Origin of the sequence: Paramesorhizobium endophyticum (genome assembly GCF_014640615.1) — a bacterium.
GTDB lineage: Bacteria > Pseudomonadota > Alphaproteobacteria > Rhizobiales > Rhizobiaceae > Paramesorhizobium > Paramesorhizobium endophyticum.
The window spans coordinates 212,642-227,705 of sequence record NZ_BMHH01000001.1; the positions used below are offsets into that span (position 1 = coordinate 212,642).

Here is a 15,064-nt window from a genome sequence, read left to right on the forward strand (position 1 = left end):
CAAACAACTAAATCCCCCGGTTTGGTTTTTAGATTTCCGTGACTTAGAGTGAATTGTCCGTCCCCTGTGGCAACGAAGCAACGCTTGACCGGAAGCCCCCTCTCCTGCCATCGATTGGTCCATGCGCGCGAATTACAGACTGCAGAGATTGTTCATCGACATGCCGCTTGGCGCGGGTGCTCATATCGAGCCTCCGGCGGAAGCGGCGCATTATCTCGCCCACGTCCTGAGGATGAAGGATGGGGATCCGATCCTGCTCTTTAACGGGCGTGATGGGGAGTGGAAAGCCGCCGTGCGCCCGGAAGGCAAGAAGCGAGTCGGCCTCGACGTGCAGGAACAAACGCGGGCGCAGACGCCGCAGCCTGATCTCACCTACTGCTTCGCGCCGTTGAAACAGGGGCGGCTCGATTATCTGGTGCAGAAGGCCGTGGAGATGGGCGCAGGGGTCTTACAGCCCGTCATCACCCAGCACACACAGGTGCCGAAAATCGGCGTCGAGCGCATCCACGCCAATGCCATCGAGGCGGCGGAGCAATGCGGCATATTGAGCCTGCCCGAGACGCGCGAAGCGGTGAAGCTCGACCGGCTTCTCGACCAGTGGGAACCCTCCCGCCGGCTGATCTTCTGCGACGAGGGGCACGAGACGGACAATCCCCTGCCCCTGCTCCAGTCGCTTCAACCCGGCCCGCTCGGCCTCCTCGTCGGCCCGGAAGGCGGTTTTTCGGAGGAGGAGCGCACATTGCTGCGGCGCATGCCTTTCGTCGCCGCCATCCCCCTCGGCCCCCGAATCCTGCGCGCCGACACCGCAGCCGTGGCAGCGCTGGCGCTGATCCAGGCGACGGTGGGGGATTGGGGGGCCTAGCACTACCGACGATTTTTCCATTGCGACCATTTTGGTCTCGTTCTATGGTGGCACCATGAGAATTATTGCCCGGCGCACCTTGAAAGAGTTTGTCGCAGGTCTTGCCGGGCAAAAGGATCAACCGGCTGTCAAGGCCGCGCTCGACGCATGGTTCGATGAAGTAAGCAAGGCTGAATGGACTAGCACCGCCGATGTGAAGCGGCTTTACGGGACAGCGAGCATCGTCAGCGCCGAGCGGATCGTTTTCAACATCAAGGGTAATGACTATCGGCTTGTCGTGGCGGCGGATTTCGAAAAAGGCATCGTCTGGATCAAGTGGATCGGCACGCACAAAGCTTATGATAAGATCGATGTGAAGGAGGTTGAGCATGGCGACTGATGTAAAGCCGATTCGCACGGAAGCGGATTATGAAGAGGCTCTGACCGAGGTGGAGCGGCTGTGGGGCGCTAAGAGCGGAACGCTAGAGGGTGACCGGCTCGACGTGCTGGCGACCCTAATTGACGTCTATGAGGCGAAGCACTACCCGATGGACCCGCCGGATCCGGTGGAAGCGATCAAATTCCGCATGGAGCAACAGGGACTCACGCGGAAGGATCTGGAACCCATGATCGGGCCGCGCAACCGGGTTGCGGACGTGTTGAACCGTAAGCGTAGCCTATCCATCGAGATGATACGGAACCTGCATGATCACCTTGGCATATCCGCCGAAGTGCTGATCCGTCCTAGCCGCCTGGACAAAGTGGCGTAAGCAGCGTGCTTCGCCCTCCAATCCCTTAATCAATTTCCATTGATGTCCGCATAAATGGAATTCACTTGCGCGATTTGACAAAACCGTCCAATCACGAACCAAAACAGGCAGGGCTCAGGGTATAAAATGGCTCGTGATACGACGGACGAAACGCCGATTTCCTCAGTGGACGAACTGGTGGCCTATCTGGCCGAAGGCAACAAGCCGGCGGACAAGTGGCGAATCGGCACCGAGCACGAGAAATTCCCCTTCTATACCGAAGACAACAGCCCAGTTCCCTATGAAGGGCCGCGCGGCATTCGCGCCATTCTCGAGGGCATGCGGGCCAATCTCGGCTGGGACCCGATCATCGACGAGGGCAACATAATCGGCCTCGTCGAGCCGACCGGCAAGGGCGCGATTTCGCTGGAGCCGGGCGGGCAGTTCGAACTGTCGGGCGCGCCGCTCCAGACCATTCACCAGACCTGCCGCGAGATGAACGCGCATCTGGCGCAGGTGCGCGAGATTGCCGATCCGCTCGGCATCCGTTTCCTCGGCGTCGGCGGCAGCCCGAAATGGACGCTGGCGGAAACGCCGCGCATGCCCAAATCGCGCTATGCGATCATGTCGAACTACATGCCCAAGGTCGGGCATGAAGGGCTCGACATGATGTACCGCACCTGCACCATCCAGGTTAATCTCGACTTCGCATCCGAAACGGATATGCGCCGCAAGATGCAGGTGTCGATGAAGCTGCAATCGGTCGCGACGGCGCTTTTCGCCAGCTCTCCCTTTACCGACGGCAAGCCGAACGGCCTTCTGTCCTGGCGCGCCAATATCTGGCGCGATACGGACAATCAGCGCTCCGGCCTCCTGCCCTTCGTCTGGTCGCAGGATTACGGCTTCATCGATTATGTCGAATGGGCGCTCGACGTGCCGATGTATTTCGTCATCCGTGGCGGGCGCTATTATGACGCAACGCATGTCACCTTCCGCCAGTTCATGAACGGCGCGTTGCGGAACGATGTTCCGGATGGCGTGCCGAATATGGGCGACTGGACCAATCATCTCTCCACCCTATTCCCGGATGTGCGGTTGAAGCGCTTTCTCGAAATGCGCGGCGCGGATGGCGGTCCGTGGCGCCGCGTCTGCGCGCTGCCGGCCTATTGGGTGGGACTGCTCTATGATGACGAGGCGCTCGACGCCGCCGAACAGCTCACCCGCGACTGGCAATTCGCCGAAGTGCAGGCCCTGCGCGACGCCGTGCCTGCCTATGCGCTCCACGCGCCTTTCCGCGACCGCACCGTGCGGGAAATCGCCCGCGAGACGCTGGAAATTTCCCGCCTCGGCCTCAAGAACCGCAAGCGCCTCAACCGCGAAGGCTTCGACGAGACGCATTACCTCGCCCCGCTCGAAGAAATCGTCGCCCGCGGCACCACGGACGCGGAGAAGATGCTGAGCCAATATTGCAGCGTCTGGGGATGCTCGGTGGAGCCGATCTTTCTGGAATATGCGTATTAGTGAGATAGTGAGATAGTGAGATAGTGAACAGTACGAGCGGACTGATGTACTGTCTATCTCACTGCTCACTATTCCCTATCTCACTATAAAAAAGCCCGGCCATGTTTCCACGGCCGGGCAGGTGGCAGGCGAAAGCCGGGAGGGGATTTCCGGCTTATGAATGGGTGGCGCCCGCCTTGGGACTGTAAAACCTTCAATAACGGCAGCGGGCAGCCTCATGCAGGGCACGCGCATCGTTGAGCGCCGTGCTCGGATCGCGCAAAAAGGAACGCCTGACAGCGCGCAGATCCGAACGGCTGAGGCCGATATCGTGCAACAGATGATCGTCGAGGTCATCGAGGTGCAGGATCGCAACGCGGTTTCGGTATCGCGCGAAAAGACGGCGGACCCAGCCGAAAACAGACACAACCATTGGTGTATACGCCGCACCGCTCATCGCGGCAGGTGTTCTAATGGTCATCGTCTTCGCCGTCGTCATCGCCGTTCTCCTTGGAGGCGTATGGACAAAAATATCCCGTCCGCGCCGGAACCATTCCGCTGCGCAGACCGTCCGTCCCGCGCCATTGCGGGCCAGCACAAGTTTTCGTGAGCAATGCCGTTATGAAGCACGTATATTGATTATTCAAACGAATGTTTCTAATGCTATCCTTCAAGAATAATGATGGATGGGGACCCCGATGAGCGCGCCGCTCGATCTCGACCAGTTGCAGACCTTCATCGCCATTGCGGATACGGGCAGCTTCACCAGGGCGGCCGATGCGGTTTTCAAGACACAGTCGGCGGTTTCCATGCAAATGCGGCGGCTGGAGGAGCGGATCGGCAAGCCTTTGTTCGAGCGCGACGGGCGCAGCAACCGGCTGACGGAGGATGGCGAGCGGCTGCTGATCTATGCCCGGCGGATGATCCAGCTCAACGGCGAAACCATCGCCGCCTTCGACGACACGCAGCTCGAGGGCCATGTGCGCATCGGCACGCCGGACGATTATGCCGACCGTTTCCTGCCGGAGATCATGGCGCGGTTCGCCCGGTCCAATCCGCGCGTCGAACTCTCCGTCGTCTGCGAGCCGACCGTCAATCTGCATGAAATGATCCGGCGCGGCACGCTCGATATCGCGCTTGTCACGCAGGTGGATGAGAAAAGCCGCTCGGAGGTGGTGCGCAGCGAGCCCCTGCTCTGGGTAACGTCGGCCAACCACGCCGTGCATGAGGAGGCGCTGCTGCCGCTCGCCGTCGGGCGGCCCACCTGCATCTGGCGGCGCGCGGCGATCGACGTGCTCAACGAGATGGAGCGGGATTACCGCATCCTTTTCACCAGCTGGTCGGCGACCGTTCTCGCGGCGGCGGTGCTGGCGGGGCTGGCGGTCTCGGTACTGCCGGAATGCGCGCTGCGGCCGGGAATGCGGGTTCTCGGCGAGGCGGACGGTTTCGGCACGCTGCCGGAATTCGGCATCGGCATCCTGCGCGGCCACTCGAAGCAGACCGCCATCATCGACGCGCTGGCGCAGCATATCGTGGAGAGCCTCGACAACATCTCCTCCCCCGCGCCGACGACGCTCAACACCGCCGACATCACCCAGCTCAGCCATGTGCGGACGCGGCGGGTGCGGTCGAGCGAGTTGGTGCCGGGGTGGTAACGCTTACCTCTTCCCGCGAATAACGAACAAATTCCCCGCCAGCACCAGCGCCAGCCCGGCCACGGCCAGCACCGTCCATTGATAGCCTTCAAGCACCGTCGAGACGATCAGTGCGAAGACGGGGAACATCACGGTCGCATAACCGGCGCGGGCGGAGCCGATGCGGCCTAGAAGCGTCAGATAGGCGAAGAAGGCGAGCACGGTCGCGACGACCGACAGGAAGACGAGCGACGTCAGATATTCCGCCGTCCAGGCGATGGTGAAATGCCTGCCGAACAGGAAGGCGAGGAAGGCGCACCAGAGCGTGCCATAGACCATGCCCCAGGCATTCATCGAGACGAGCGGCAGGCCGCGCTTCTGCAGGCGGGCGGAAATGAGGTTTCCGGTGCAGAAGCACAGGGTGCCGGCGACGCAGAGGCCGAGACCGATGAGCGTCTTGCCGGTGAAGCCATGGGCCTGCATTTCCGGCAGGAACATGAGCGCGATGCCAACGAAGCCCATCAGCCCGCCGATCAGCGTCCTGCCCGAGGGCGGCTCGCGCATGATGACCGTCGCGAGCACGAGATTGACGATGGATGCGAGCGAGAAGACGACCGAGAGCAGGCCGCTCACCAGATATTGCGCGCCATAGTAAAAGAGCAGGAAGTTCGACGAAAAGAGCAGAAGCCCCAGCCCAGCGAAGCCCAGATGATCGCCAAGGGCGAATTTCAGCCGCTTCCTTGTGAGAAGCGCCCAGGCGAACATGATGACCGCCGCAATGAGGAAGCGCCAGACGACGTTGACCTCGTTGGCGACGCCACTTCCCGCCTGCACGGCGAGCGCGTACCAGGAAAGGCTCCAGGCGAAGACCGTCATCGCATAAAGGCCATAGTCAAATGGCTCGAATGCGCGGTCCTGCGGGCGGGCGGTGGATTTCAGGGGTGAGGAATCGGCTATCGTGTCTGTAGGCATGCGGCCGATATGGCGCGCGGGATTCATCACGTCCATTGAATTTGGCTTAAGATACCATCAATTTTCGTGATATGGGCTTCGTTCTTGACCTTCCCGGCCCTGAAAGTCCCTATAACGCGATGAACAACATTCCTGATTCGACCTCGAATGTCGCCGAATACACCGTTTCCGAAATTTCCGGCGCGCTGAAGCGCACGGTGGAGGATGCGTTCGGCCATGTGCGCGTGCGCGGCGAAATTTCCGGCTATCGCGGGCCGCATTCCTCGGGCCATGCCTATTTCTCGCTGAAAGACGACAAGGCGCGGATCGAGGCCGTGATCTGGCGCGGCAGCATGAGCCGGCTGCGCTTCCAGCCCGAGGAAGGCATGGAGGTGATCGCCACCGGCAAGCTCACCACCTATCCGGGCTCCTCAAAATATCAGATCGTCATCGAGCAGATGGAGCCGGCGGGCGCGGGCGCGCTGATGGCGCTGCTGGAAGAGCGCAAGCGGCGGCTGGCGGCGGAAGGGCTGTTCGACGCGGCGGCGAAGAAGCCCCTGCCCTTCATGCCGCGCGTCATCGGCGTTGTCACATCGCCGACCGGCGCTGTTATCCGCGACATCATCCATCGCATCACCGACCGCTTTCCACTGCATATCATGGTCTGGCCGGTGCGGGTGCAGGGCGAGACCTCCGGGCCGGAAGTGGCGGCGGCGGTCCATGGGTTTAATGCTTTCCAAGCCGATGCTTCCTTCGTCCGCCCGGATGTGCTGATCGTCGCACGCGGCGGCGGCAGCCTCGAGGATCTCTGGGGCTTCAATGACGAGATCGTGGTGCGGGCGGTGGCCGCGTCGGGCATTCCCGTCATCTCGGCGGTGGGTCATGAAACCGACTGGACGCTGATCGACCATGTGGCGGACCGGCGCGCGCCGACACCGACGGGCGCGGCGGAAATGGCAGTGCCGGTGAAAGCCGAATTGCAGGCGGCGATTGCCTCGCTCGCGGCGCGCCATTCCGGCGGCATGTCGCGCCATATCGCGCAGCGGCGGCAGGCGCATCGCGCGCTCTCCCGGGCGCTGCCTTCCGCCGACCAGCTATTGGCGCTGCCGCGGCGACGGTTCGATGAGGCCGCCGCGCGGCTGGGACGGGCCTTGCAGGCGAATACGCAGAAGAAGCGGGCGAGCTTCGACGGTCATGCGCGGCAATTGTCGCCGCGTTTGCTACAGCGGCGCATCATGGAGCAAAGGCGGCATGCGGAACGGACCGCCGCCCGCCTGCCGAACTGCCTGAAAGCCTATTTGCGCGACCAGCGCAGCCGCTTTTCGCTCATCATGGGCAAGCTCTCGCCCGAGCCGATCCACCGCCGCGCGGAGCGGGCGCAGCATATGCTGGAACAGTTCGACCGCCGCGCGGAGCGGGCCGTCGGCCTTCTCCTTGAAAGGCACAAGCGCCGCAGCGTGGAGCTAGAACGGCTCATGCGCACGCTCTCCTATGAAAGCGTGCTGGAACGCGGCTTCGCCATCGTCTTCGACGCTTCGGGCAATCCGGTGAAGCAGGCTGCCTCCATCCACTCCGGCGATGCGCTCACCTTGCGCTTCCGCGACGGCGACGCGCAGGCGGTGGCGACGGGAGGCAATCCGCCGAAGCCGAAGGCGAAAAGCACCAAGGCCGGCGGTGGTGGCGGTCAGGGGTCGCTGTTTTAGGGTTTCGCTTGAAGCGTGATCCTATCCGGACCGTCGCGGATTTCCTGATCGGTTCAATGGCTGAAACATAGACCTGAAGCCCCTCCTGTCAGGCTGGGCTTCAGACAAGGTGTCATCACAAGACTTCCCCTATAAATTGCATTTGTCATTTTATACAATTTATGAGATAGGTGAAGCATTCAGGAAATGCCTGTACCTTTCGAAATTTTTAGACACGCATATCAGGAGATCACGATGTTGAATTTTTTAAAATTCCCGCGCGGTAAAATCCTCCCGCCAAAGCGCTTTTCGCCGGCCAAATCACGTCTGGCGCGCGCCATTGCGATGCATGCTATTGTCCTCGGCATGGCTGTAACACCGCTGGCCCTTTTCCCCACCTCCGCGAATAGCGCGGACCCAGTCAGATCGATGGAGCCTGTCGAGGCCACGCGCCCGGACGGGATCCCGGCTGATTACGTTTCAACGCCTTTCGGCTTTGCCTCCCCTCGATGCATCCATCTTCTCGACAAGAAGGACACGCTGCTGGCCAATGGAAGCATCCAGAAAAGCAACGGGACTGTCCGGTCGGTTTCCCGCTGCACGTCTCCCCGTTATCTGAGCGATGGCAGTGTTGCTTCATCGGCAAATCCGCCAGTACCACAAAGTTCCATCTGGCAAATGGGAGTCCAGACCCAGTCTCAGGGGGCAGCACCGTACGAATTACAATCAATACGCTTTACGGTTCCGCCCGCGCCGTTGGATAAAAACGGACCGTCATTATATTTTCTCGTTTCATTGGGCGCCACCGATACCAATACCATCATTGCGTCCGTACTCGGCTGGAATCAAATAATAGGGACCCAGGGCGCCGGAACATGGACCGCAGCCGCGTGGGCCATAAGGCCGGAGGGGGGCTTATACGTCGTTCCCTACGGCAACCCTGTTAGCCCAGGAGACCCTATATCTCTTTCGCTCGACGAGCAAGGCGACGGCTTGTGGCAGGCACTCATCAACGATGTATTCCTTCTCAATTCCCCGCTGCCAAGCGATACAAGCAAATTAACCGCCTATGGCGTTGTATTTGCCATTGATGGGAACGTGTCCAGCTGCGCAAGGCAAATCCCAGTATCCAATCTTAATTTTACCTATGGGACATATTCAAGCCCAGCGATTCTCACGCCACAATATTGGGTAAGGAGAGTTCCTATCGGTCCGAAAGGATGCATCAATTATAACATTACGACGCGCCAAATCAATAACACCCTTTATTCAATAACAATGAATATAAAGAAATAAATCTCTCGATAACATAACACAAAGACAATCCCGTTTCGCGTCCACTTCGGCGCGAGGCGGGATTGTCTTTTGGCTGGAAGCAACGATTGCACCATGCCGGGTGGGCACACGAGGCGACCGAGAAAAATCCCGAACAAAACGGAAAACGTTACGGCTGACCACTCAATGATAGACATTGGGGAACCGTGCCTGAGAGAATTGCCGAAATGGTACGGTCGGTGGGGATCGAACCTACGACCTCAGGAGCCACAATCCTGCGCTCTAACCAACTGAGCTACGACCGCGCACCAAATCGAGAGACGAGGCGAAACGCCCCGACGCCTGATAGAGGGTCACATACGGAGAATCGCAACGATTTGCAAGCCTTTCCCGCAGCTTCTTGTAAAAGCGTGAGCGCCTGCCTGGGGACATTAACTACGGGCCCAGAAAAACCATTGCCACAGGGCCCGGATTTGTGGACGCTGCAATGGTTCCGCCTTATTAACGGGATATTAAGCAAGAAGCTTAGGCTGAGACTGCTCGCATAGAAGCTAAGTCCAGGGAAGTGGGAAGCGGTTTTCCGTTCGGACTTGCCTTAGGCATAAGAGTATATGAGATTCGGATAATGGCGGGAACCTATCCTTTTATCGATATTGCGGTGCTGGAAGGCGTTCGCGAGCGCTTCGTCAAGGGCGATGCGCTTCTCGTCGTTTCGCCTGACCTCAAAACTGTCCTCTGGGCGAACCGGCCCGGGGCGGCGATGTTCGGGTTCGACCGGATCGACGATATTCTGGGCAGCGATCCCGATTTCCCTGTTCATGTGAAACGCCAGATCATGGCGGCGCAAGGCGGGCGAAGCGCTTCCGTGCGCCTCGCCTCGCAGCTCATCGCGCTGCAGGTGCTCGACATAGCGCTGCCGGACGGCACGCCCGCCCGCATTCTCGCTGCTTCCCGCCCCTCCGGCGGTATCGAGGCCACCATCGCAGGGCTTGGGGACGAGGGCACCCATGTCGCGCTTCTCGACGAAGATGGCGCGGTGCTTGCCAACTCGCTTCATTTCGACGGGCTCGGCATTCTCCCCACCACCCTCAACGACCTCGTCATAGAAGTGCGCGACGAGGAGAGCCGTCTTGTGAAGCGCCGCGTACGCGCCGGTACGCGCAGCGTACCGGCCGGTATCGCACGGCTGTCCGACGATCCGTACCGCCATCTGCTGTTCGTTATCGCGGAAGGACAGGCGGAAAAGCCGGTAGAGACCATCGCCGTCGCGCCTGAAGCCGCTGAGCCAGCCGCAACCGATCTCGCTTCAGAAGAGAAGGAAGTGCCGGAGGCGCCTTTCCTTGCAAAAGAGGAAGAAGCCGAGCCTGTGGCCCCGTCTCTTCCTGTGGAAGAGGAAACCGTAGAGGTAGCCGCGCCTGCACCCGCAGCCGAGGCGGAGGAAGCAGAAACAGCGGAGCCCACGCCTGCCCCTGCAAAGGGAGAAGAGATAGAAACGGCCCCTTCCCTCGCCTTGTCGGAGGAACAGGACGGCGAAGAGCAAGGCGTGGTTTCTGAGGGCCATGCAATGGAAGAGCCTACCCCTCAACCGGCGGGGTTTGTCTACAACCCTAACGCCGCTCCCGCCCGCTTCGTCTGGAAGGTCGATGCGAATACGGTATTCAGCGAGATATCACCGGAATTCGCCGCCGCGGTCGGGCCGCAGGCCGCCGATGTGATGGGGCGGCGCTTCGCCGATGTGGCGCGGGTGTTCGGCTTCGACGAGGACGGCGCGATTGCGACGCTGCTGGAGGGCCGCGACACCTGGTCCGGCCGCACCGTGTCCTGGCCCATCGAGGGCACCTCGCTGCATGCGCCCGTCGATCTGGCGGCGCTGCCGGTCTATTCGCGCGAGCGCACCTTCCTTGGATTCCGCGGCTTCGGCGTGGTGCGCCCCGGCGAAGCCGAGCCGGACCCGGAGGCCATCGGCCTTGCGCTGATGGCGGGACCGACCACACCAGCGGAAGCGGAGGGAGAGGGCGAATTCCCGGAGGCTGCGCCGGAGCAGGATAATGTTCCTGCCGTAGAGCAGGAAACGGCCCCGCCGGTGGAAGCCGCGCCGGTCGTGGAGGTGGTCGACCTCAGCGAAAAGCTCGTGCAGAAGCTGGACATTCCGGTCGATCCGGAAGCAGCGAAGCCCGACCCTTTCCAAGGAGAAACCCCGGCGCTGCAGCTGACGCCCTCCGCCGGGCGGCGCGTTCATGACAAGATCATCCGCCTGGAAGAACATCGCACGCCGCGCGCCGAGACCAGCGGCCTGACGCAAACTGAGCGCAACGCCTTCCGCGAAATCGCCGACCGGCTGCGGCGCGGCGGCATCCTCCCTGCCAAGGGTGAGGCAAAGCCCGAGGAGACGAAGACGCCTGCCGGCGAGCCAGTGGAGGTTCAGGGTAACGCGGCGACGGATACGGCATCGCTCCCGCCATCAAGGCAGCGGGAGGCCCATCCCCTGCTTGCGGCCCTCGCACAGAAGCAAAAGGACGCGGAAACGACGCCGGTTTTCTCCTCTCCCGTTTCGGCGCCGGAAGATAATCCTGACATTGGCAGCGCCGAGGAGCAGAAGCCGGCTTCGATGGAAGCAGGAGACGACGCCTCCATCATCGCGCGGCTGCCGCTGCCGGTGCTCGTCCATGCGGGCGATGTCGTGTATTATGCCAATCAGGCGCTGCTCGACCTGACCGGTTATGAAACCCCGGAGGCGCTGGCCGAAGCGGGCGGGCTTGCCGCACTCTTTGCCGAGCGTGAGGTCGACGAAAACGGCAGACCGGGCGCGATGATGCTGCGCCGCGCCGATGGCGGCGAGCAGGCGGTGGAAGCGCATCTGCAATCCATATCCTGGCAGGGCGGACGGGCCTTGATGCTGAGCCTGATGCCGAAGTCCGAGCCGGCGGAAGCTAGAAGTCCAGAGCCGAAGGCTGCGGATGACCTAACCGATGAGGAAAGGCAGGCGCTCGAAACCCGCATCGAGGAGCTGACGAGCATTCTCGACACGGCGACGGACGGAGTCGTCATCATTGGCCCTGATGGGCTCATCCGCTCGATGAACCATTCGGCGGCGGCGCTCTTCGGCTATGAGCCGCAGGAGATCAAGGGCAAGTCCTTCTCCATGCTCTTCGCCATCGAGAGCCAGCGCGCGGCGCTCGACTATCTCGACGGGCTTTCGCACAATGGCGTGGCGAGCGTGCTCAATGACGGGCGCGAGGTGATCGGACGCGAGGCGCAGGGGCGCTTCATCCCGATGTTCATGACCATCGGCAAGCTTGCGGCCTCCAACAGCTATTGCGCGGTGCTGCGCGACATCACCCAGTGGAAGCGGGCCGAGGAGGAACTCACCAATGCGCGGCGTGAGGCGGAGCGGGCTTCCAGCCAGAAGACCGAGTTCCTGGCGCGCATCAGCCATGAGATCCGCACGCCGCTCAATGCCATTATCGGCTTTTCCGAGCTGATGGCCGATGAGCGGTTCGGCCCCATCGGCAATGAGCGCTACCGCGATTATCTGCGCGACATCAACCGCTCCGGCAATCATGTGCTGGCGCTGGTCAACGATCTGCTCGATATCTCCAAGATCGAGGCGGGCGGGCTCGACATGGAATTCGAGGCAGTGTCGCTCAATGAGGCCATCGCCGAGGCGGTGGCGATCATGCAGCCGCAGGCGAACCGCGAGCGCGTCATCATCCGCTCGAGCTTTCCGGCGAACCTGCCCGATATCGTCGCCGATGCGCGCTCGATCAAGCAGATCGCGCTGAACCTTCTCTCCAACGCCGTGCGCTTCACCGCGCCGGGCGGACAGGTCATCGTCTCGACCAGCTATGAGGCAAATGGCGGCGTGGTGATGCGGGTGCGCGATACGGGCATCGGCATGAGTCCCGCCGAAGTCGAGCAGGCACTGAAGCCTTTCAAGCAGGTGAATGCTCAGAGGCACAATCCTGCGAACGGGCATATGGACTGGCGCCAGGAAGGCACCGGCCTCGGCCTGCCGCTGACCAAGGCGATGGTGGAGGCCAACCGGGCGATGTTCACCATCGAATCGACCCCCGGCAATGGCACCATGGTGGAAGTATCGTTTCCCTCGACGCGGGTGCTGGCGGACTGAGTGAGTTCTGCCCTATTTCGCTATCTCACATAAAAAAAACGCCGGGCGAAGCCGGCGCAATAGGAGCTGTACAACAGAGAAAAGAGGCACAAAAGCAAGGGCACGGAACCGACAAGCGGCAATCACCATTACCAGTGTGTTAAAGCTCTTATCGCGCGCGGTCCCTTAACAAAGCCTTAACGGAATGCGGAAATTTTATATTAGCGAACAAGGGGCCGCTTCGCCGGCGGCCAAAATTTCGGCCCTTTGACTTGCCACAGGGCTTGGCTAAACCGATAACCGCCATATTATTTGATTTAGCCGCATGATCTGATCCGAAAAATCACCCAGCTTTCGGATCAGATGATGCTTCAGGTGGACCCACGCCCGATGTCCCTGCCCCGATCTCTGCGCCTTGTTCTGACGATTATCGTTCTTGCGTTCGCCGCCCTTGTGGCGGGCATTTTCGCGCTTCCCTCCATCGTCTCGACGGATGCGATCCGCGTCAGGCTGGCGCAGGAATTGAGCGCCTGGACCGGCTATAGCGTGGAGTTGCGCCAGCCGCCGCAGCTGACGGTTTTCCCCGTCTTTCAGGCGTCGCTTAGCGGCGTCACGCTGAGCAAGGTTGGGGAAAGCGGCAAGGCGCCGTTCATGACCGCCGACCGCATCGATGTGGAGCTTTCGCCCATCGATGCGCTGCTCGGGCACATCTCGTTTTCAGAAACCCGACTCATCCATCCGCGCTTCCGGCTGAACGAGCCGGTGACGGACCTGCCGCAGCTCCTCACAGCGGCGGCCAATTCTCAAGGACGGCTCGGCCAGGTGATCCGCGAGGCCAAGGCGCTGGTGGCCAGCAATCCGAGCGACCCCAAGGTGGACCAGCTCGTCTCGCAGCCCTTCGGCCGCATCGTCATCGAGAACGGGTCGCTCGCCTACCGCCGCTTCGGCTCCCCCCTGGAAGAACAGGTCACCGATATCAACGGCACGCTCGACTGGCCGCAAACCTCAAGCCCGGCGAGCTTCCAGGGCCGCGCCAACTGGCGCGGGGAAGCGGCGGAGATCAACTTCACCGCCAACCAGCCCTTGATCCTGCTTGCCGGGGGCCTCAGCAACCTCACCGCCAGCATCACCTCCAAGCCGCTGACGCTGACCTTCGACGGCAAGGCGAATATCTCGCAGAGCATGTTCTTCGAAGGCGCGCTGACGGCGAAATCACCTTCTCTAAGCGATACCATGCGCTGGGCGGGCCGGCCCGTATCGGGCGAAAGCTCGCTCATCGGCGCGGTAGAGCTCGCCGCGAACATGACGCTGACGCCGGCGCGGGCAAAGTTCAGCGACGTGACGCTGACGACGGACAAGCAGTCCGCGACGGGGGTGATCGAGATCGGGCTGGACCAGCCTACGCCTGCCGTCACGGGCACGCTGGCGTTTCAGGCGCTCGACCTGCGCTCTCTCATCTCCACCTTCATTCCCCTGCCGGCAGGCGGAGACGACAGGATCGACACGGGCTTCATCAACCAACTCGACCTGGACCTGCGCCTTTCCGCGCAGAACGCCACGCTCGGCGCGGTCAACCTCGCCAATCTCGCCGCGGCGATACAGGTGAGCGGCGGGCAGGCGACGTTCGACATCGGCGATGCCAAGGCCTTCAACGGATCACTCCAGTCCACCATCCAGATCACGCAAGGGCCGGATGGAGCCAATGGCGAATTGCGCTTCAATGGAACGGACGTGGACAGCGCCGCCCTCGTTTCCGCCTTCGGCATGCAGCCCTTCCTGACCGGCAAGGGCAATGTATCGCTCAATTTGAAGAGCCCGCTCGACCGCTGGCCGACGCTTCTTGAAAACGCCAGCGGCACCATATCGCTCGAGCTTGGCCAGGGGCAGATGCAGGGCTTCGACTTCAACGATTTTCTGGGCAAGGTGCGCAGCCAGCGCTTCTTCGCCTTGGAACGCAAGCAGGATGCCTCGCTCGGCTTCAACAAGCTGAGCATGAAAGCGGGGATCGCCGAAGGGGTGGCGACGCTCGAAAATGCACGGGTGGAGACCGGCAATGGCGTCCTGACGCTCGCCGGTATCGTGCCTTTCCTCGACAAGAGCCTGGCGCTTTCAGGCGAAATCGCCTTCCCCGCGCCGCAGAACCAGGGTCAGCCCCAAACACAGAATGGGGCGAAGCCGCAAAACTCGCCTGCCCCTGGCCAGCCAGCTCCCACACCGCCGCCAGCCCAGCCGCCGATCAATTTCTTCGTCGGCGGCTCATGGGACAGGCCGTTTATTTCGCCGATGAGTGCGCCGGCGAGTGGGAATTGAGGAGAATGAGCGGA

11 protein-coding genes and 1 tRNA gene are annotated in these 15,064 nt (G+C 61.5%); 9 read left to right on the forward strand and 3 right to left on the reverse strand.

Going from position 1 to position 15,064, the window contains the following annotated elements:
- Positions 1 to 121: 121 nt before the first annotated feature.
- From IEX53_RS01065 to IEX53_RS01080, 4 genes are all read left to right on the forward strand, one after another.
- Positions 122 to 862, forward strand: coding sequence for a 16S rRNA (uracil(1498)-N(3))-methyltransferase (locus IEX53_RS01065; RefSeq protein ID WP_188820587.1), 741 nt, complete (start codon positions 122 to 124; stop codon positions 860 to 862).
- Positions 863 to 917: 55 nt separating this feature from the next.
- Positions 918 to 1,241, forward strand: a complete 324-nt coding sequence (locus tag IEX53_RS01070) for a type II toxin-antitoxin system HigB family toxin (RefSeq protein ID WP_188820589.1) — start codon at positions 918 to 920, stop codon at positions 1,239 to 1,241.
- A complete protein-coding gene (locus tag IEX53_RS01075; protein ID WP_188820591.1) occupies positions 1,231 to 1,611 on the forward strand; it encodes a helix-turn-helix domain-containing protein in 381 nt (126 codons plus the stop codon). Before IEX53_RS01070 ends, IEX53_RS01075 begins: the two co-directional genes overlap by 11 nt.
- A 126-nt stretch (positions 1,612 to 1,737) precedes the next feature.
- Positions 1,738 to 3,111 carry a glutamate--cysteine ligase gene (locus tag IEX53_RS01080; RefSeq protein ID WP_188820593.1) on the forward strand — a complete coding sequence of 458 codons (1,374 nt, stop codon included), beginning with the start codon at positions 1,738 to 1,740 and terminating at the stop codon, positions 3,109 to 3,111.
- 193 nt (positions 3,112 to 3,304) lie between these two features.
- Here IEX53_RS01080 and IEX53_RS01085 read toward each other — a convergent pair whose 3' ends face one another.
- Positions 3,305 to 3,589 carry a YjiS-like domain-containing protein gene (locus IEX53_RS01085; RefSeq protein ID WP_188820603.1) on the reverse strand — a complete coding sequence of 95 codons (285 nt, stop codon included), beginning with the start codon at positions 3,587 to 3,589 and terminating at the stop codon, positions 3,305 to 3,307.
- A 199-nt stretch (positions 3,590 to 3,788) separates the two neighbouring features.
- Here IEX53_RS01085 and IEX53_RS01090 point away from each other — a divergent pair, with 199 nt between their 5' ends.
- A complete protein-coding gene (locus IEX53_RS01090) occupies positions 3,789 to 4,745 on the forward strand; it encodes a LysR substrate-binding domain-containing protein (protein WP_188820605.1) in 957 nt (318 codons plus the stop codon).
- A gap of 3 nt (positions 4,746 to 4,748) precedes the next feature.
- On the opposite strand, the gene IEX53_RS01095 is transcribed toward IEX53_RS01090, so the two are convergent.
- Entirely contained in the window at positions 4,749 to 5,732 is a 984-nt protein-coding gene (locus IEX53_RS01095) for a DMT family transporter (protein WP_236015982.1), read from the reverse strand.
- A gap of 83 nt (positions 5,733 to 5,815) precedes the next feature.
- Here IEX53_RS01095 and xseA point away from each other — a divergent pair, with 83 nt between their 5' ends.
- Together xseA and IEX53_RS01105 are read left to right on the forward strand one after the other, a co-directional pair.
- On the forward strand, positions 5,816 to 7,378 hold the full coding sequence (gene xseA / locus IEX53_RS01100) for an exodeoxyribonuclease VII large subunit (RefSeq protein ID WP_188820607.1): 1,563 nt from the start codon (positions 5,816 to 5,818) through the stop codon (positions 7,376 to 7,378).
- Positions 7,379 to 7,564: 186 nt separating this feature from the next.
- Entirely contained in the window at positions 7,565 to 8,653 is a 1,089-nt protein-coding gene (locus IEX53_RS01105) for a hypothetical protein (RefSeq protein ID WP_188820609.1), read from the forward strand.
- Between the two features lie 207 nt (positions 8,654 to 8,860).
- Here the strand turns inward: IEX53_RS01105 and IEX53_RS01110 are convergent.
- A tRNA-His gene (locus tag IEX53_RS01110) sits at positions 8,861 to 8,937 on the reverse strand.
- A 320-nt stretch (positions 8,938 to 9,257) separates the two neighbouring features.
- Between IEX53_RS01110 and IEX53_RS01115 the strand changes: the two genes are divergently transcribed.
- Positions 9,258 to 12,761 (forward strand): PAS domain-containing sensor histidine kinase, encoded by a 3,504-nt coding sequence (locus IEX53_RS01115; protein ID WP_188820610.1) that lies wholly within the window; start codon positions 9,258 to 9,260, stop codon positions 12,759 to 12,761.
- A 369-nt stretch (positions 12,762 to 13,130) separates the two neighbouring features.
- The gene (locus tag IEX53_RS01120; RefSeq protein ID WP_188820611.1) at positions 13,131 to 15,050 is read left to right on the forward strand and encodes an AsmA family protein; all 1,920 of its coding nucleotides are present in this window, start codon (positions 13,131 to 13,133) and stop codon (positions 15,048 to 15,050) included.
- The last annotated feature ends 14 nt before the right edge of the window (positions 15,051 to 15,064 follow it).

What these genes read in the sequence shown, in the direction of transcription:
- IEX53_RS01065 (WP_188820587.1), top strand. Translation starts at nt 122, where the DNA reads ATGCGCGCGAATTACAGACTGCAGAGATTGTTCATCGACATGCCGCTT.
- IEX53_RS01070 (WP_188820589.1), top strand. Translation starts at nt 918, where the DNA reads ATGAGAATTATTGCCCGGCGCACCTTGAAAGAGTTTGTCGCAGGTCTT.
- IEX53_RS01075 (WP_188820591.1), top strand. Translation starts at nt 1,231, where the DNA reads ATGGCGACTGATGTAAAGCCGATTCGCACGGAAGCGGATTATGAAGAG.
- IEX53_RS01080 (WP_188820593.1), top strand. Translation starts at nt 1,738, where the DNA reads ATGGCTCGTGATACGACGGACGAAACGCCGATTTCCTCAGTGGACGAA.
- IEX53_RS01085 (WP_188820603.1), bottom strand. Translation starts at nt 3,589, where the DNA reads ATGACGACGGCGAAGACGATGACCATTAGAACACCTGCCGCGATGAGC.
- IEX53_RS01090 (WP_188820605.1), top strand. Translation starts at nt 3,789, where the DNA reads ATGAGCGCGCCGCTCGATCTCGACCAGTTGCAGACCTTCATCGCCATT.
- IEX53_RS01095 (WP_236015982.1), bottom strand. Translation starts at nt 5,732, where the DNA reads ATGGACGTGATGAATCCCGCGCGCCATATCGGCCGCATGCCTACAGAC.
- xseA (WP_188820607.1), top strand. Translation starts at nt 5,816, where the DNA reads ATGAACAACATTCCTGATTCGACCTCGAATGTCGCCGAATACACCGTT.
- IEX53_RS01105 (WP_188820609.1), top strand. Translation starts at nt 7,565, where the DNA reads ATGCCTGTACCTTTCGAAATTTTTAGACACGCATATCAGGAGATCACG.
- IEX53_RS01115 (WP_188820610.1), top strand. Translation starts at nt 9,258, where the DNA reads ATGGCGGGAACCTATCCTTTTATCGATATTGCGGTGCTGGAAGGCGTT.
- IEX53_RS01120 (WP_188820611.1), top strand. Translation starts at nt 13,131, where the DNA reads ATGTCCCTGCCCCGATCTCTGCGCCTTGTTCTGACGATTATCGTTCTT.